At 67.9% G+C, this 14,318-nt stretch carries 21 protein-coding genes and 1 tRNA gene; 6 read left to right on the top strand and 16 right to left on the bottom strand.

Going from position 1 to position 14,318, the window contains the following annotated elements; genetic code table 11:
• Positions 1-176: 176 nt before the first annotated feature.
• Entirely contained in the window at positions 177-590 is a 414-nt protein-coding gene (locus tag BN984_RS07160) for an ABC transporter ATP-binding protein/permease (protein WP_049967942.1), read from the top strand.
• Positions 591-782: 192 nt separating this feature from the next.
• On the opposite strand, the gene BN984_RS07155 is transcribed toward BN984_RS07160, so the two are convergent.
• The 4 genes from BN984_RS07155 to BN984_RS07140 form a co-directional block, all read right to left on the bottom strand.
• Positions 783-986, bottom strand: a complete 204-nt coding sequence (locus tag BN984_RS07155; protein WP_008091171.1) for a hypothetical protein — start codon at positions 984-986, stop codon at positions 783-785.
• Positions 987-1,037: 51 nt separating this feature from the next.
• The gene (locus tag BN984_RS07150) at positions 1,038-1,313 is read right to left on the bottom strand and encodes a hypothetical protein (protein WP_008091170.1); all 276 of its coding nucleotides are present in this window, start codon (positions 1,311-1,313) and stop codon (positions 1,038-1,040) included.
• A 227-nt stretch (positions 1,314-1,540) separates the two neighbouring features.
• Positions 1,541-1,614: transfer RNA gene (locus tag BN984_RS07145), tRNA-Arg, on the bottom strand.
• A gap of 57 nt (positions 1,615-1,671) precedes the next feature.
• On the bottom strand, positions 1,672-2,049 hold the full coding sequence (locus BN984_RS07140; RefSeq protein ID WP_004973917.1) for a YccF domain-containing protein: 378 nt from the start codon (positions 2,047-2,049) through the stop codon (positions 1,672-1,674).
• Positions 2,050-2,186: 137 nt separating this feature from the next.
• Here BN984_RS07140 and BN984_RS07135 point away from each other — a divergent pair, with 137 nt between their 5' ends.
• Both BN984_RS07135 and BN984_RS07130 read left to right on the top strand, forming a co-directional pair.
• Positions 2,187-2,756, top strand: a complete 570-nt coding sequence (locus tag BN984_RS07135; protein WP_008091167.1) for an AAA family ATPase — start codon at positions 2,187-2,189, stop codon at positions 2,754-2,756.
• Between the two features lie 2 nt (positions 2,757-2,758).
• On the top strand, positions 2,759-3,175 hold the full coding sequence (locus BN984_RS07130) for an RNA-binding domain-containing protein (RefSeq protein ID WP_004973919.1): 417 nt from the start codon (positions 2,759-2,761) through the stop codon (positions 3,173-3,175).
• A 26-nt stretch (positions 3,176-3,201) separates the two neighbouring features.
• Here BN984_RS07130 and BN984_RS07125 read toward each other — a convergent pair whose 3' ends face one another.
• The 4 genes from BN984_RS07125 to BN984_RS07110 all read right to left on the bottom strand — a co-directional run bounded on the left by BN984_RS07125 (position 3,202) and on the right by BN984_RS07110 (position 6,959).
• Positions 3,202-4,233, bottom strand: coding sequence for a nucleoside recognition protein (locus tag BN984_RS07125; RefSeq protein ID WP_049967941.1), 1,032 nt, complete (start codon positions 4,231-4,233; stop codon positions 3,202-3,204).
• Between the two features lie 66 nt (positions 4,234-4,299).
• The gene (locus BN984_RS07120) at positions 4,300-4,860 is read right to left on the bottom strand and encodes a magnesium transporter (RefSeq protein ID WP_008091162.1); all 561 of its coding nucleotides are present in this window, start codon (positions 4,858-4,860) and stop codon (positions 4,300-4,302) included.
• Positions 4,861-5,442 (bottom strand): magnesium transporter, encoded by a 582-nt coding sequence (locus tag BN984_RS07115; RefSeq protein WP_004973922.1) that lies wholly within the window; start codon positions 5,440-5,442, stop codon positions 4,861-4,863.
• 125 nt (positions 5,443-5,567) lie between these two features.
• Entirely contained in the window at positions 5,568-6,959 is a 1,392-nt protein-coding gene (locus BN984_RS07110; RefSeq protein ID WP_004973923.1) for a signal recognition particle protein Srp54, read from the bottom strand.
• Between the two features lie 99 nt (positions 6,960-7,058).
• Here BN984_RS07110 and BN984_RS07105 point away from each other — a divergent pair, with 99 nt between their 5' ends.
• Positions 7,059-8,093 carry a D-2-hydroxyacid dehydrogenase gene (locus BN984_RS07105; RefSeq protein ID WP_008091158.1) on the top strand — a complete coding sequence of 345 codons (1,035 nt, stop codon included), beginning with the start codon at positions 7,059-7,061 and terminating at the stop codon, positions 8,091-8,093.
• A 33-nt stretch (positions 8,094-8,126) separates the two neighbouring features.
• Positions 8,127-8,744, top strand: coding sequence for a LysE family translocator (locus tag BN984_RS07100; protein WP_008091156.1), 618 nt, complete (start codon positions 8,127-8,129; stop codon positions 8,742-8,744).
• Positions 8,745-8,774: 30 nt separating this feature from the next.
• Here the strand turns inward: BN984_RS07100 and ftsY are convergent, their stop codons facing one another.
• The 6 genes from ftsY to BN984_RS07070 form a co-directional block, all read right to left on the bottom strand.
• Entirely contained in the window at positions 8,775-10,127 is a 1,353-nt protein-coding gene (gene ftsY, locus BN984_RS07095; protein ID WP_049967940.1) for a signal recognition particle-docking protein FtsY, read from the bottom strand.
• A 26-nt stretch (positions 10,128-10,153) separates the two neighbouring features.
• On the bottom strand, positions 10,154-10,624 hold the full coding sequence (gene pfdA / locus BN984_RS07090) for a prefoldin subunit alpha (RefSeq protein WP_008091152.1): 471 nt from the start codon (positions 10,622-10,624) through the stop codon (positions 10,154-10,156).
• Positions 10,624-10,800: a 50S ribosomal protein L18Ae gene (gene rpl18a, locus BN984_RS07085; protein WP_004973929.1), complete on the bottom strand. Its 177-nt coding sequence runs from the start codon at positions 10,798-10,800 to the stop codon at positions 10,624-10,626. The genes pfdA and rpl18a overlap by 1 nt, the downstream gene beginning before the upstream one ends.
• Before the next feature lie 81 nt (positions 10,801-10,881).
• Positions 10,882-11,547 (bottom strand): translation initiation factor IF-6, encoded by a 666-nt coding sequence (locus tag BN984_RS07080; protein WP_008091149.1) that lies wholly within the window; start codon positions 11,545-11,547, stop codon positions 10,882-10,884.
• A 3-nt stretch (positions 11,548-11,550) separates the two neighbouring features.
• Complete coding sequence (locus BN984_RS07075; protein WP_004045216.1) at positions 11,551-11,829, bottom strand: 50S ribosomal protein L31e; 279 nt, start codon at positions 11,827-11,829, stop codon at positions 11,551-11,553.
• Positions 11,830-11,832: 3 nt separating this feature from the next.
• Complete coding sequence (locus tag BN984_RS07070; protein WP_004045214.1) at positions 11,833-11,985, bottom strand: 50S ribosomal protein L39e; 153 nt, start codon at positions 11,983-11,985, stop codon at positions 11,833-11,835.
• A gap of 175 nt (positions 11,986-12,160) precedes the next feature.
• Between BN984_RS07070 and BN984_RS07065 the strand changes: the two genes are divergently transcribed.
• Positions 12,161-13,102: a DMT family transporter gene (locus BN984_RS07065; RefSeq protein WP_008091146.1), complete on the top strand. Its 942-nt coding sequence runs from the start codon at positions 12,161-12,163 to the stop codon at positions 13,100-13,102.
• A gap of 6 nt (positions 13,103-13,108) precedes the next feature.
• Here BN984_RS07065 and thpR read toward each other — a convergent pair whose 3' ends face one another.
• A complete protein-coding gene (gene thpR / locus BN984_RS07060) occupies positions 13,109-13,663 on the bottom strand; it encodes an RNA 2',3'-cyclic phosphodiesterase (protein ID WP_008091145.1) in 555 nt (184 codons plus the stop codon).
• Positions 13,664-13,689: 26 nt separating this feature from the next.
• Positions 13,690-14,307, bottom strand: coding sequence for a histidine phosphatase family protein (locus tag BN984_RS07055; protein WP_049967939.1), 618 nt, complete (start codon positions 14,305-14,307; stop codon positions 13,690-13,692).
• Positions 14,308-14,318: the final 11 nt, after the last annotated feature.

Genomic DNA, 14,318 nt, shown 5'->3' with positions numbered 1-14,318 from the left:
ACGCCGTTAATCGAGCGCCCGCATCGCATCGTCACCAGACACCGCGAAACGGTGGGTGTATCGGCAACCGATTCGTTGCTGAAGTTGACAAATATCTATAAAACGTCCGGAATAGTTCGTGAACCGCCGGTGTTCGTCTCTATACTTATCTCCCGCGACGGCATCTGTCAGGGTGTATGTCCCCTCCCGAGTCCTCGGCGGACGCCGCCGCCTCGGACGCGACCACACCCACGAATCGGCCGCCGTTTCTCGCCGTCGTCGCGCCTCGGCTCTCCGAGGCGGCGGCGCTCGCGACGACGCTCCTCCCCGGTGTCGGCTTAGTAGTCCGCGCGCCCCGTAGTGCCTCCCCGTCGAACCTCCGCGCTACCCTCGCCGCGATGCGGCGGGCCGACGCCCCGCTCGTCGTAGCGACCGATAGCGCGGCCGCCGTCCGCGACGCCGACCGCGTCCACGTCGCCGACGGCGGCGTCGTCGTGGAGTCTGGCGCGCCGGACGACCTCCTCGCGGTCCCCGGCGTCTACGCCCGGCGCTACGGTACCGAACTCGGCGCGAACTTCGCCGGCCCGGGAAAAGACGTCGACGACGAGTGACGGGCCGGCCGACGCTCGGTCCTCCGGTTCGCCCCAACGTTCACCACCGCTCCCGTGGTAGCGGTACGTATGGGAGACAGGGCGTGTTACCGCGAGTTCTGTCCGGACTGCGACGCGCCGGTGACTATCGTCGACGACGAGTGTCCCGAGTGCGGCCGGGAACTGTCGCTCGTCTGAGAGACGGCGACGGCGTCACTCGGACACTCGCGTGTCGATGTGGTGGACCGCGTGCGGAGAGAGATACCGGCCGCCCGGCACCTCGACCCAGCCGTTGACGAGCACGCGGACCGGTCCCTCGTGCAGCACGGACTCCATCTCGGCGTTGCCGTAGACGACCGCGCTGTCTATCGTCTGTTCGAACCGACCTCCGAACGGGGAGTCGGACGCGAAAACCATACAAGAGACAACTCGCCGTCACGTAATCAGAATAACGGCGAATCGCGGCGTTCACGACGACTCGGAAGCGTCTGCACCCGCACGACGAGCGAGGAAATCGACTAGCGCCGAGACCACGAGCAGAGCCGCGACGAGGTGGAGGCCGCGGGAGACGTCCAGTCCGAGCGACGCCGCGATGCCGAATCTGTCGATGACGTAGAGCGTCGCGGCGACGAGTCCCAGACTACCGAACAGGGGTCTCGCGAATCGGCCGTCGAGGCTCGTCGCGAAATTGTAGGCGGCGACGCCGAAGACGACCGCCGCGGCGACGATGCCGAGAACGTCCATGGGAAGTGTATCGTACCTCCCGACCAAGAAAATGTTGTCTTTCTAACTCGACTGGCCAACGACTACCCGGGAGCAGGCTCCGATAGTCGTCGAGAACAGAGACAGTTTAGGGCTGGAGAAGGCGAGACCGCCGACGCTGTCGCTCGGCGGACAGTCACAGCAAAAGAGCGCGACGACCAACCAAAAGAGCGCGACGACCAACCAAAAGAGCGCGACGACCAACCAAAAGAGCGCGACGGGATTCGAACCCGCGACCATCGGATTAGAAGTCCGACGCTCTGTCCGACTGAGCTACGCGCCCTCGATGCCCACAAACCGGCCCTGCAAGAAAAACGAATCGGGTTCTACCCGTCCCGACCTACCCGTCGAACCGGTACAGCGACGTGACCGCCGGGAGCCGGTTGAGCATCCAGATGCCGACCGGGAGGCCGATGATGGTGAGCGTGAACAGCACCGCCACGTTCGCCCAGACCCAACTCAGCCACCAGCCGACGAAGACGAAGTAGACGGCTCGAACGACGACCGACCGCTGGCCGCGGCCCGAGTCGGGGTCGAGTCGGGTTTTCGGCTCTTTCAACGAGAGCACCGTCGGAACGAGGTTGATGAGCGCGACGCCGAGCGGGATACCGATAACGGTCGCGTTCAGGAACCACGCGACGTTGACGACGGCCGGCGTCGCCCACCAGCCGACGAAGACGAACCAGATGGCGCGGACGACGAACGAGCGCTGAGACATACGCGTAGTACGCGGGCCGAGGCGAAAAGCGACGGGGTGCCGGGGTGCGCCGAGTCGGCGGCGAGAGAGCGGCGAAACCCGCCACCCGAAGCGACGTGAAGGGAGGCTTTAACAGCGCCAACGCGGTAACACCGGCTATGAGAGTCATCGGGACGGTCGGCCTGCCGGGAAGCGGCAAGGGCGAACTCGCCGAGGTGGCCCGCGAAGCGGGCGTGCCCGTGGTGACGATGGGCGACGTCATCCGCGAGGAGTGTCGCCGCCGCGGGCTCGACCCCGCGACGGACCACGGGAAGATAGCGACCGCGCTCCGCGAGGAAGACGGCGACGACGCCATCGCCGCGCGGTCCCTGCCGATGGTCGAAGAGCACCTCGAATCGAACGACGCGGTGCTCGTCGACGGGCTTCGATCGGGCGTCGAACTCGACCGCTTCCGCGAGGCGTTCGGCGACGACTTCGTCCTCGTGAGCGTCGAAGCGCCGTTCGAGACGCGCGCCGCGCGCCTGCTCGACCGCGACCGCGACGACAGCGACACCGACGTGGAGGCGCTGAAAAAGCGCGAGCGCCGCGAACTCGACTTCGGCATGGGCGACGCGATGGACCGCGCCGACGTGGTCATCCAGAACACCGGCACGCTGGCGGAATACCGCGAGACCATCACGAAACTGTTCGAAGAGGGGCCCGAGGCGGTCGCGGAGGCCGACGCGTGAGCATGATTTACAGCGTCGACGTCCGCATCGAGGTGCCCGTCCGCGACACCGAGGTCACCGACCGTGTCGGCGACGCCGTCGAGAACATCTTCCCCGGCGTCGAACTCGAACACGAACCCGGAACGCTCGTCGGAGAGACCCACGAACTGGAGCGGTTCTCCGAGCGCCTCCACGAGCAGGCCATCCTCGACACCGCCCGCCGCGAGTTCGCGAAGCGCCGCGACGACGACGGCTTTTCGTTCGCGCTGAAAAAGCAGGCCGCGTTCAAGGGCGTCGTCAACTTCTCCGTCGGCAACCCCGACGAACTCGGCGACATCGAGGTCCACGTGACCGTCCGCGACCCCTCGGTCGACGAGGTCATCGACTACATCGCGCCGCCGACCGAAGACGGGCGACCGGTCGACCCGAACGACCGCTGAATCGCAGACAACGTCTTCTCGGCCGCTCAGGCGACCAGCAGCGCCACCGCGACGGCGATGAAGACGATTTTTAGCCCCGTGTTGACGGCGATAACCTTCGACCCGAACTCGGGGCCCCAGATGCCGTACTGGAAGGGAATCGACCGCTTGAACGTCGAGACGGCGAAGGAGATGATGCCGCCGATGAGCATCGTCGCCACGGCCTGCTTCGGCGTGAACGTCTCGCCGATGGCCGGCGCGATGGTCGCCGCGCCCGTCGTCGTGTCGAACGCGAAGGCGACGACGACGGGAACCGCCGCGCCCGGCAGGCCGACGAGGTTCGTCAGCGGGCTGGCGAGCGCCGCGAACGATTCGAGGTCGGTCGTCCGCAGGAGGAGCGTGACGGCCACGTAGACGACGGCGAGTCGCGGGACGATGCGCCGCAGTTTCGTCCACGTGCTCCGCGCGGCGTCTTCGAGCATCTCTCGGAGGGAGTCGTCGGTGTCGTCCGCGCCGTCCGCGTCGGCTGAATCGGTCGTCTCGCCGTCCGAAGTGGCCGCCGCGTCGACCACGCCGCCCGAGCCGTCGGTCTCGGCGACGGCGACCGGGGTCGTATTGCGGTCAGAAAGGAGCACTGCGCCGGCGACGACGCCGGTCGCGGTGATGGCGAGCGCGATGGCCGCCCGCGCGCCGACGTACATGAAGCCGACCTCGCGGCCGAGGATGGGGATGAGCACCGGCCAGTAGAACGTGAAGATGTGCTGGACGAACCCGAAGAACGTGTTGATGGTGACGGCGACGAGGGTCGCCCGGTCGTCGAGGACGCCCGACTCGCGGAACTCCGCGAGCATGCCGTAGCCCGCCGTCGTCGAGGCGGCGGTGGTGACGATGGCCGTCCCGACCTCGTCCGGGAGGTTCGCGGGACTCGTCAGATACCGGGAGAGCCCGGCGATGCGCTCGACGAGGCCGAAGGCGACGACGAGGTTCGCGGCGAAGACGCCCACGGCGATGTAGGCGGCGATGCGCGCGACTCTCGGGAGCACCTCGAACAGCACCGGGAGGACGGCCGACGACTGCACGAGCGAGGGTCGGTTCCGAGCGAACTAATCGGCGTCGGTCGGCGGGAGGCGGTTCGAGCATCGGGGTCAGACGAGCACCTGCGCCACTCCGAACAGGACGAGAACGCCCAGCACGTCGCAGACGTTGGTGACGACGGGGATGACCACGTCGTCGGGGTCGAGGCCGAACCGGTAGGCGACGTAGGTCGCCGAAAACGTCACCAGAACCGCGAGGACCGCGAGCGAAATTCCGCTCGACAGGGCGACGATGACGACCGTCCGCAGGGCCAGCGACGTGTCGCCGGAGACGAGGAACGTGGCGGCCCACGCGCCCGCGCCGATGACGGGGAAGACCGTCACCGCGAGGGCGAGCGTGGCGACGGCGTTGCCCGCGAGTTCGTCGTCGCGGGGCGAAAACGAGAGCGTCCCGAGGTGGAACGACGTGGACAGCCGCGCCGCGAGGACGCTCCCGAGGTTCCCCGCGGTCCCGATGGTGACGGGGACGAGCACGAGAAGCGACGGGTAGCGGAGTAGCTGTGCCTCGAAGCTCCCGAGGACGAGGCCGCTGCCGAGTTCGACGAGCGTGAGCACGAGGAGCACCGGGAGCATCGCCCGCGTGATGGCGCGGACGGTCCACTCCGTCGGCACTCAGAACACCCCCGCGACGGCGAGGACGGTTCTGACGGCGATGAGCAAAAAGAGGATGCCGAACACGTCGCCGGTGGTCGTCACGACCGGACCGACGATGGTGTCGGGGTTGCGCCCGCGGCGATAACCCGCGAAGACGACGCTGACGACGACGACGGTCAGGACGATGCCGGAGAGCAACCCGGCGACGATGGCGACGCCGACGAGAATCGGGAGCGGCGCGACCCGACTGCCGAGAAACGTGAGGAGGAAGTACGCCACGACGGCGGCGAACGTGCTCGTGAGCACGCCGTTGGCGAGCGCGGCCGTCGCGGCCGCCCGGAGGCGCTCGTCGCCGCCGGTGACGCGGGGTTCGATGAGCCCCTGGTGGAGTGCGGTGGCGATGCGAGCGCCGAGCGAGCCGTAGACGTTCCCGCGGGTCGCCAAGAGCGCGGGGACGAGCACGAGAAGCCCCGGCACGGCCCGGAGTTCGGCCCGCATCCCGCCGAGGACGACACCGGCGATGAGGCCGCCGACGAGGCTGGCCGCGAGCGCGGGCAAGGCTTCCTTGTAGGCCTCAACCGCCACGTCTCGCACGGTCATTGTGGGGTGCGACGGCCCCGAGCGTTAAAAGTCGGCGGTATCACGGCGAGCCGCGAGAACCGCGCGGTCGCGGCGTCGTAGAATTAGAATCGCAGAAAACGGGGAATAGAACGGGAACTGCGAAGTTAGAACGGACCCATGCCGCCGAGACCGCCCATGCCGCCGCCGCCGTCCTGATTCTGGAGCTTCTTCATCATGCGCTGCATGTCGCCGTCGCCCATGTTCTGGAACTGCTTGATGGTCTGTTCCATCATGCGGTGCTGTTCGAGGAGTTCCTGAATCGTCTCCTCGTCCTGTCCCGACCCCTGCGCGATGCGCTTGACGCGGGAGGCACCGACCTTACGCGGGTTCTCCAGTTCCTCTTCGGTCATCGAGTCCATGACGACCTCGAACGCGCGCATCCGGTCTTTCGTCACGTCCATCGCGTCGTCCGGAAGCTGGTCTTTGATGCCGCCGCCGAAGCCCGGAATCATGTCGAGCACCTGGTCGAGCGGTCCCATCTTGTTCATCGCCTCCATCTGCTTTTGCATGTCCTTGAGGGTGAAGTTCCCCTTCATCATCTCCTCGGGGTCCCAGTCCTCGTCTTCGGCCTGGGTCTCGGACATGGCGCGTTCGACGCGCTCGGAGAGCTGTTTCAGGTCGCCCATGCCGAGCAGGCGGGAGATGAAGCCGTTCGGCTCGAAGCGCTCGATGTCCTGAACGGTCTCGCCCATGCCGAGGAAGGCGATAGACGAATCGGTCTCGTTGACGGCGGTCAGCGCGCCGCCACCCTTCGCCGTCCCGTCGAGCTTGGTGATGACGACGCCGCCGATACCGATGGACTCGTCGAACTGCTGGGCCTGTTCTTTCGCGCCCTGGCCGATTGCCGCGTCGAGGACGAGCAGGTTCAGGTCGGGCTGGACGACGCCCTCTATCTCCTCGATTTCGGCGATGAGGTCGTCTTCGAGCGCGTGGCGACCGGCCGTGTCGACGATGTGCACGTCGGCGTCCTCGGTCGCTTCGAGGCCGTCGCGGGCGATTTGGACCGGGTCGTCGCAGTCGGGGTCGCCGTAGAAGTCGACCTCGGCGCGTTCGCACATCTGCTTGGCCTGGTCGTACGCGCCGGGTCGGAAGGTGTCGGTCTGGATGACCGCGGGGCGGAGCCCCTTCTTCGAGAACCACCACGCCATCTTGGCGGAGGTGGTCGTCTTCCCCGACCCCTGGAGGCCGGCGAGCATAATCGTCTGCGATTCGAGCGGAATCTCCGTCGACTCGCCGATGAGGCCGACGAGTTCCTCGTAGACGATTTTCAGGACGTGGTCGCGCGCGCTCGTGCCGCCCGGCGGCTCTTCTTCCAGCGCGCGGGTCTTGATAGAGTCCGAGAGGTCCATGACGAGGCTGACGTCGACGTCGGCGGAGAGCAAGGAGCGCTGTATCTCCTTGACGATCTCCTGAACGTCGTCCTCGTCGAGGCGGGACTTCCCTCGCAGTTTATCGAGACTGCCGCGGAGGGAACTCCCGAGATTGTCGAGTACCATTGTCCCTTCCTACGCCGTCGCGTCGGTAAAGGCTTTATCCGTCGCGTTGAGCGCGAGCGGGCCGAAGACCTTTCGCGCGAGGCACCGACAACGCACTCGATGACCACGATTCTCGTCCTCGACCGCCCCACGCACGGAATCCCGGCGTCGGAGTACGCCGCGGCCCTCCGCGAGCGCCTGCCCGACGCGACCGTCCGCCACCCGAAGACGACAGCCGAGACGCTCGACGCCGCGCGCGACGCGACCGTCATCACCAGCACGTCGCTCCCCGACGACGTGCTCGCCGCCGCCGACGAACTCCGACTGTTCGCCGGCGCGGCCGCCGGCTACGACCACCTCCCGCTGGGGACACTCCGCGAGCGCGGCGTCCTCGTCACCAACGCCTCCGGCGTCCACGGCCCCAACATCGCCGAACACGTCCTCGGCTCCCTGCTCATGATTACCCGCCGACTCGACGAGGGCCTCCGTCGCCAGCGACGCCGCGAGTGGCGACACTTCCAGTCGCACGGCGAGTTGCGCGGCTCGACGGCCACCGTGGTCGGCCTCGGTGCCATCGGCCAAGCGGTCGTCGAGCGACTCGACGCGTTCGGCGTCGAGACCATCGGCGTCCGCTACACGCCGGAGAAGGGCGGCCCGGCCGACGAGGTACTCGGGTTCGACGACCTCGAGTCGGCGCTCGTCCGCACCGACTTCCTCGTGGTCGCGTGCCCGCTGACCGACGAGACGCGCGATCTCATCGACCGGCGGGCGCTGAGCGCGCTCCCCGAACACGCCATCCTCGTCAACGTCGCCCGCGGCGGTATCGTCGACACCGACGCCCTCGTCTCGCACCTCCGAAGCAACCGACTCCGCGCCGCCGCGCTCGACGTGACCGACCCGGAGCCGTTGCCCGAAGACCACCCGCTTTGGGGCTTCGAGAACGTCTACATCACCCCGCACGTCTCCGGCCACACGCCGCACTACTGGACGCGGGTCGCCGACATCCTCGCCGAGAACGTCGGGCGACTGGCGTCGGCGTCGGAAGGCAAAACACCAACGCTCCGCAATCAGGTGGTCCCGACACCGGAATCGAACGCAGACGCGGACGCGGACTCGGATTCGGACTCGACGTCGAACCCCGACGCGAACCCCTGAGCTACTTCCCGCGACGAATCGTAGGCCCGGGCGATGACGACGCTCGCGTTCGGCCTCGACGCCGCGACCTATCTCGCCTTCTGCGGCGCGGCGGTCGCGCTCATCCTCGCGCCCGGCCCCGACACGATGTACGTCCTCGCCCGCGGCCTCGACGGTCGCGGGCCGGGCGTCCGGTCGGCGCTCGGCATCGCCACGGGCGTCCTCTTTCACACGCTCCTCGCGACGGTCGGCGCGGCGGCGCTCTTTCGAACCGTCCCCGAGGCCGCCGCGGCGCTCAAGTACGTCGGCGCGGCGTATCTGGGCTACCTCGGCGTCACCGCCCTCCGGAACGACGAGTTCGACCCCTCGGTCGAGACCGACGCCGGGGCGAGTTTTCGGCGCGGCGTCCTCGTCAACGCGCTCAACCCGAAAGTCGCGCTGTTCTTCCTCGCGTTCCTCCCCGGCTTCGCCGGACAGGGCGCGGGAACCGGGATACGGATGGCGAGTCTCGGCGCGACCTACGCCGTCCTCACGGCCCTGTACCTCTCGGTCGTCGCGCTCGGCGCGAACCGACTCGGGTCGAGACTCGCGGAGACGCGGGTCGCGAGCGCGCTGAACTACGTCGGCGCGGGGACGATGCTGCTGCTCGGGGTCGTGCTCGTACTGGAGTGAGGCGTCCGCGAGAAAAGAACGACGGACCGATTACTCGTCTTCGCCGAGCAGGCGTTCGACCATCTGTTCGGGGTCGAACTTCTCGATGTGGTCGTAGCCCTGTCCCACGCCGAGGAACAGGATGGGCTTGCCCGTCACGTACGCGATGGAGATGGCCGCGCCGCCGTTGGAGTCGGCGTCGGCCTTCGTCAGAATCGCGCCGTCGATGGCGGCCGCGTCGTTGAACTGCCGGGCGCGTTCGACCGCGTCCTGCCCGGCGACCGCCTCGTCCACGAAGAGGGTGAGGTCGGGGCCGACGACGCGGTCTATCTTCTCCAACTGCGCCATCAGGTCGTTCGAGGTGTGGAGCCGACCCGCCGTGTCGCCGAGGACGATGTCGATGTCGTGGGCCTCGGCGTACTCGACGCCGTCGTAGATGACCGCCGCCGGGTCGCCGCCCTGCTCGTGGGCGATGAGCTTCTTGTCGAGCGCCTCCGCGTGCTCGCGAATCTGCTCGTTCGCGCCGGCGCGGTAGGTGTCGCCGTTGGCGAGCACCGTCGAGTAGCCCTGCTTTTCGAAGTAGCGGGCGAGTTTGGCGATGGTCGTCGTCTTGCCGACGCCGTTGATGCCGGTGAAGATGAGCGTGACCGGCTTGTCCGCCTCGGCGATGCGCTGGTCGAAGTCGAACTGCCCGACGCTGATGACCTCGTAGAGCGCGTCGTGAAGCGCCTCGGAGACGAGTTGCCCGGTGCTCTGGACCTGCTTTCGCGTCTCGCCGATGAGCTTCTCGCGGATGGTCTCGAGAATCTCCTCTGCGACCTGCATCTCGACGTCGCTCTGGAGGAGCGCCATCTCGAGTTCCCAGAGGGGGTCTTCGAGGTCTTCCTCCTCGATGACGACCTTCCCCGTGGCGAACGCGGCGGCGCGGCGGAGCCGACCCGGACCGGACGAATCGTCGTCCTCCTCGGTCAGCGCCGCCTTCGCGGCGTCGGAAGCGAGCGACTCGCGCTGCTCGGCCTCGTCAGGCGCCGGTTCGTCCGCGTCTGCCGCCGGTTCGTCGGCCATCTGCTGGTCGGCCGTCGCCGTCGCCGGTTCGGCGTCGGCTTCTCCCTCCGCGGTCGCCGCGGCCTGTTCGGGCGCGGAGTCCGCGTCGGTCGCCGGTTCGGCGTCCGCGGAGGCGTCCTCGACCGCGTCGGCTTCGGAATCGGCGTCCGCGTCGCCGACGGAGTCGGTGTCAGCGGGTTCGGACGCCTCGGGTTCGACCGCCGCGTCTGCTGGTGCTGATTCCGCTTCCGCGTCGGCCTCGGTCTCGGCCTCGTCGGCCGCCGCTTCGGCCTTCTCTTCGGCGGTCTCTTCAACGTCGTTACGGAAGCGGTTGAGTTTCTTCTTCAGTCCGTCGAACATCTGAATAGTAGGAGGTGGGGGTTACCTTACTCGTCGTCGCCGTCGCCGCCCTCGCCCTGCATCTGCTGCATCTGCTGCATCTGCTGTTGCTGCATCTGCTGTTGGGCCTGCATCGCCTGCTCTTCGATCTCGTCGCTCTCCTCTTCGAGCTCCTCGATCTGGCCGCGGATGCTCGCGATTTCCTCGTCGAGCGCGTCCTGCTTGCGTCGCAGGGTCTCGATGGCCGTACCCTGTTCCTGTTCGGCGGCGTAGCTCGCGCCGAGGGAGACGACGATTTCGTCGATGTCCTGGACTTCGGCGCGGAGATACGCGTCGCCGCCGAGGGGGACCTGTACCGTCGAGCCCGTCTCGAGCGTCTCGATGGCCTCGACGGCCTCGTCGATCTCGTCCTTCTCGTCGTTCAGGTCCGAAACCTCGCCTTCGAGGGATTCGATTTCCTCGTCGAGGGCCTGCAGTTCCTGGGAGAGCTGCTGAAGTTGCTGCTGACCGCCACCCATCATGCTGCGGACACCTCGTTGAGTTCGACCTTCGTACGCTTGATTCCGTGCTCGCTCCCGATGAGCGAAAAGGCGCGTTCCTGTGCGACGTTCTCGTTCGGTGCTTCCACAGTCTTCGTGAACTCGTGGACGACGCCACGGCTCGTGAAGCTGCCCGCGATAATGAACTGGCTCATGCACGTCGGTCGGGTGGCGAGCGGGAAAGGTCTTCCTACTCGGAGCGAAACTGAAGCGAGAAACGGGGGGACGCGAGGCCCTCAGTCGATGTAGTCGAGGGCGTCTTCGATGCGACCCAGTTCGGGGCCGGTCGTGTCCTCGCCGACGATGTAGCCCTCGTCGTTGGCGACGAGGCCGGAGCCGACGAGCGGACCGCCGTAGTTGATGGTGCCGATGTCGGCGCGAACGTCGAGGAGCGCTTCGAGCGCTTCGAGTTCGGGTTCGCGCGACTTCGGGTGGCAGAGGACGCCGCGGTTGTTGGCGACGGCCGCCATCCCGACGGTTCGAACGTCGGCGAGGTCGCCGCGTTCGACGGGGACCTCGAGGGCCTCCTCGACGGCCGAGACGGCCTCGTCGGAGAGTTCCGCGTGGACGTACGCGCCGTAGTCGTTCGCGAGAACGACGTTGCCGGCGGCGTTGATGCGACCGGGAAGCTCGTAGACCGGGAGGTCCACGGCGTCGGTGAGGGCCTCCTTCTCGCGGGACGTCGCGCGGCTCGACACGAGAAGTCCGTTCTCGTTACCCGTCGCTAACGCACCGACCGTTCCCGACCCGCCGACGGTCGTCTTGACCAGCGGCACGTCGAGTTCTTCGGCCATCTGCTCGGCGAGCGAGTCGTCGGCGTCCGGGCGGACCAACAGCGCGTCGTCGGTCGCGCGAGCGAAGACGCCGATGTAGGACGAACCGGCGAAGGAGGCGCGAAGCACCGTTTACTCGGCCGGTTCCGCTTCGACGACCGACTCGCCGTCCTCGTCGAAACGCGCGGCGCGGACGCGGAACTTGCTCGGCGGGCTCTGCCGACCGTGCGCCCAGATGTCCTCGTTGATCTGCGTGTCGAGACGCACGTTCTCGGCGTCGACCTTGAAGTGCTTCGCGAGGTGCTCGCGGATGAGCGTCATCGAGCGGCCCGCGCGTTCGTGTGCCGGAACCGCCTGCACGTCTCGGAGCGGGACGGTGACGACGCGCTCCTCGAAGTCGTTTGCGCTCATTGCTTACTCGTCCGTGTTGCTTCGCCGCCAGTTGCGACGCTTGGGGTTTCGCGTGACTTCCATGTCCGTCTTGAGCATGACCCACGCGGGGACACGACTGTTCTGGCGCTCGAGCTTCGCCAGACGCTTCTTCTTAGACTTCGACTTCTTACCCATAGTGGGCTGTACTTTCCATCCTCCGCATAAAATCTTGTTCCTTCGCGTTTCAGACGTGTGAGGGGCGTCCGCACGCCCGAATCGGCGAGAACCCGGTGTTCTCCCGGGCCGGCGGCACGGCTGCGGGGCGGCCGAACCGACTCATTCAGTACCGTCGGCGCGAAAGCCGACGCGAATGAGTCGGGCCAGAACCGCCGTCGCCTTCCTCGCGCTCTCCGCCGTCTGGGGGAGCGCCTTCCTCGCCACCGACATCGCCCTCCGGACCGTCCCGCCGGCGTTTCTCGGCGCGGTCCGCTTCGACGTGGCTGCGCTCCTGTTGTTCGCCGTCGCCGTCGCCCGCGGTGACCGGGTCCGCCCCGCCGCACGCGACGAGTGGCGACCGATTCTCGCCGGCGGGGTGTTCAGCATCGGGGCCCACCACGCGCTCCTGTTCTCTGGACAGGTGTACGTCCCCGGGTCCGTGGCCTCGGTCCTTCTCGGCATCATCCCGCTCGCGACGCCGACGCTCACCCGCCTGACGGCCACCCGTGAGCGGGTGTCTGCGCATCAGATTGTCGGGCTCGTCCTCGGCTTTCTGGGGCTCGTCGTCATCGCCAACCCGGACCCGGAGAACCTGCTGTCGTCGAATCTCGTCGGCGCGGCGCTCGTGTTCGGGTCGGCCATCGCCTTCGCCCTCGGCGCGGTACTGACCCACGACAGCGAGACGAAGATGTCGCTGCTCTCCGTGCAGGCGTGGATGATGCTCGTCGGCGCGGTCACGCTCCACGTCACGAGTGCTGCCCTCCCGTGGGAGTCCGCCGCCGACGCGGCGTGGACCCAGACGACGCTCGTCGCCACGGGTTACCTCGCCGTCGTCGCCGGCGCGGGCGGCTTCCTGCTCTACTTCTGGCTCCTCGACCGAGTCGGCCCAATCGAGGTGAGCCTCCTCGAATACGTCATCCCGCTTTTCGCCGCCCTCGCCGACTGGACCGTCCTCGGGCGCGTGCCGACGCGCGCCACCGTCGCCGGCTTCGCGCTCATCTTCGCCGGCTTCCTCCTGTTCAAACGCGAGGTAATTCGGGGCGAACTGCGGCGTATCGTGGACCGCCGTCGCGGGCGGCGGTCGACCGACGACTGACGCGCCTCACAGCGAGAACCGCGTCACCGTCTCGTACTCGGGACCGTCGGGACCGAGTTCGCTCTTCTTCAGTCGCACCTCGCGCACCCGAAACGTTCCGACCGTCGGCGACTCGTCCTCGACGACGCGCCGGACGAGGCCCTTCCCGCGGGCGTCGTCCATGCGGGCGAGCGTGACGTGCGGCGTGAAGTCGTGTTCTTCGGGGTCGAAACCGATTGCCGTCGTCTCGCGCTCGATAGCCTCGTGTAGTCGCGTCAGCTCGGCTGCGCCGTCGTCGACGCCGGCCCAGACGACTCGAATGTAGTCCAGCGAGGGAAAGACGCCGAGTCCGCCGACCGAGGCGTCGAAGGGGTCGACCCCGGCGGCGTCGACAGCCGATTCGACCGCGTCTTCCACCTCGCCGACGCGGTCCGACGACAGCTCTCCGAGGAATTTCAGGGTGACGTGCGCCCCCGCGGGGTCGGTGAATCGAAGCCCGTCCGCGTCCGAAAGCCGGTCTTGCACCGCGGCGACGCCCGCCGCGAGCGAGTCCGGAAGGTCGACGGCGAGAAAGCAACGCATGGCAGATGTTTGACCCGAATCGGACGTTAACGTTCCGCCGGGTCGCGGTCGGCGTCGCCCGCGCGGTCGTCCCCCTCGGGCGTCCACGTCCGGGCGATGCTGAACGCCTCGCCGTCGACGAACGTCACCTCGTACACGTCGGGCATCGTCAGGCCCGACCAGAACTCGCGGCCGTAGCGCGGGTCGTAGGCGTTGAACACGAGCGCCATGAGCGTCCCGTGGGTGCCGACGACGACGTGGCGGTCGGGGTAGGCCTCGACGAGTCGGTCCACGGCGGCGACGCCCCGCGCCTGCGCCTCGGCGTGGGACTCGCCGCCGGGGTGCGACGCGTTCGGGTTCGCCCAGAGGTGTTCGACCGCCTGCTCGAAGTCGTCGACGTGCGACCCCGCGAGTTCGCGCTCTCTGAGGTCTTCGTCGACGATGAGCGGGGCGTCCGCCGCGTCGGCGACGCCCTCAACCGTGGCGCGGGCGCGCTCGTACGGGCTGGTCGCGACCACGTCCGCGAGGTCGGCGAGGCGGGCCGTAACGCGGGCGGCGTCGCGGCGGCCGCGACGCGAGAGGCCGCGGGTGCGCTCGGCGTCGGGGACGTACGGTGCGTGGGCGTGCCGGACGAACGACACGACCGTCGTCGGGGGCGCGGGCATTCGGAGACGCT

Source organism: Haloferax prahovense, from assembly GCF_000723845.1.
In the GTDB taxonomy this organism is placed as follows: Archaea; Halobacteriota; Halobacteria; order Halobacteriales; family Haloferacaceae; genus Haloferax; species Haloferax prahovense.
This window is presented reverse-complemented; position numbering and strand designations above follow the sequence as displayed.

What these genes read in the sequence shown, in the direction of transcription:
- BN984_RS07160 (WP_049967942.1), top strand. Translation starts at nt 177, where the DNA reads ATGTCCCCTCCCGAGTCCTCGGCGGACGCCGCCGCCTCGGACGCGACC.
- BN984_RS07155 (WP_008091171.1), bottom strand. Translation starts at nt 986, where the DNA reads ATGGTTTTCGCGTCCGACTCCCCGTTCGGAGGTCGGTTCGAACAGACG.
- BN984_RS07150 (WP_008091170.1), bottom strand. Translation starts at nt 1,313, where the DNA reads ATGGACGTTCTCGGCATCGTCGCCGCGGCGGTCGTCTTCGGCGTCGCC.
- BN984_RS07140 (WP_004973917.1), bottom strand. Translation starts at nt 2,049, where the DNA reads ATGTCTCAGCGCTCGTTCGTCGTCCGCGCCATCTGGTTCGTCTTCGTC.
- BN984_RS07135 (WP_008091167.1), top strand. Translation starts at nt 2,187, where the DNA reads ATGAGAGTCATCGGGACGGTCGGCCTGCCGGGAAGCGGCAAGGGCGAA.
- BN984_RS07130 (WP_004973919.1), top strand. Translation starts at nt 2,759, where the DNA reads ATGATTTACAGCGTCGACGTCCGCATCGAGGTGCCCGTCCGCGACACC.
- BN984_RS07115 (WP_004973922.1), bottom strand. Translation starts at nt 5,442, where the DNA reads ATGACCGTGCGAGACGTGGCGGTTGAGGCCTACAAGGAAGCCTTGCCC.
- BN984_RS07110 (WP_004973923.1), bottom strand. Translation starts at nt 6,959, where the DNA reads ATGGTACTCGACAATCTCGGGAGTTCCCTCCGCGGCAGTCTCGATAAA.
- BN984_RS07105 (WP_008091158.1), top strand. Translation starts at nt 7,059, where the DNA reads ATGACCACGATTCTCGTCCTCGACCGCCCCACGCACGGAATCCCGGCG.
- BN984_RS07100 (WP_008091156.1), top strand. Translation starts at nt 8,127, where the DNA reads ATGACGACGCTCGCGTTCGGCCTCGACGCCGCGACCTATCTCGCCTTC.
- ftsY (WP_049967940.1), bottom strand. Translation starts at nt 10,127, where the DNA reads ATGTTCGACGGACTGAAGAAGAAACTCAACCGCTTCCGTAACGACGTT.
- pfdA (WP_008091152.1), bottom strand. Translation starts at nt 10,624, where the DNA reads ATGGGTGGCGGTCAGCAGCAACTTCAGCAGCTCTCCCAGGAACTGCAG.
- rpl18a (WP_004973929.1), bottom strand. Translation starts at nt 10,800, where the DNA reads ATGAGCCAGTTCATTATCGCGGGCAGCTTCACGAGCCGTGGCGTCGTC.
- BN984_RS07075 (WP_004045216.1), bottom strand. Translation starts at nt 11,829, where the DNA reads ATGAGCGCAAACGACTTCGAGGAGCGCGTCGTCACCGTCCCGCTCCGA.
- BN984_RS07070 (WP_004045214.1), bottom strand. Translation starts at nt 11,985, where the DNA reads ATGGGTAAGAAGTCGAAGTCTAAGAAGAAGCGTCTGGCGAAGCTCGAG.
- BN984_RS07065 (WP_008091146.1), top strand. Translation starts at nt 12,161, where the DNA reads ATGAGTCGGGCCAGAACCGCCGTCGCCTTCCTCGCGCTCTCCGCCGTC.
- thpR (WP_008091145.1), bottom strand. Translation starts at nt 13,663, where the DNA reads ATGCGTTGCTTTCTCGCCGTCGACCTTCCGGACTCGCTCGCGGCGGGC.
- BN984_RS07055 (WP_049967939.1), bottom strand. Translation starts at nt 14,307, where the DNA reads ATGCCCGCGCCCCCGACGACGGTCGTGTCGTTCGTCCGGCACGCCCAC.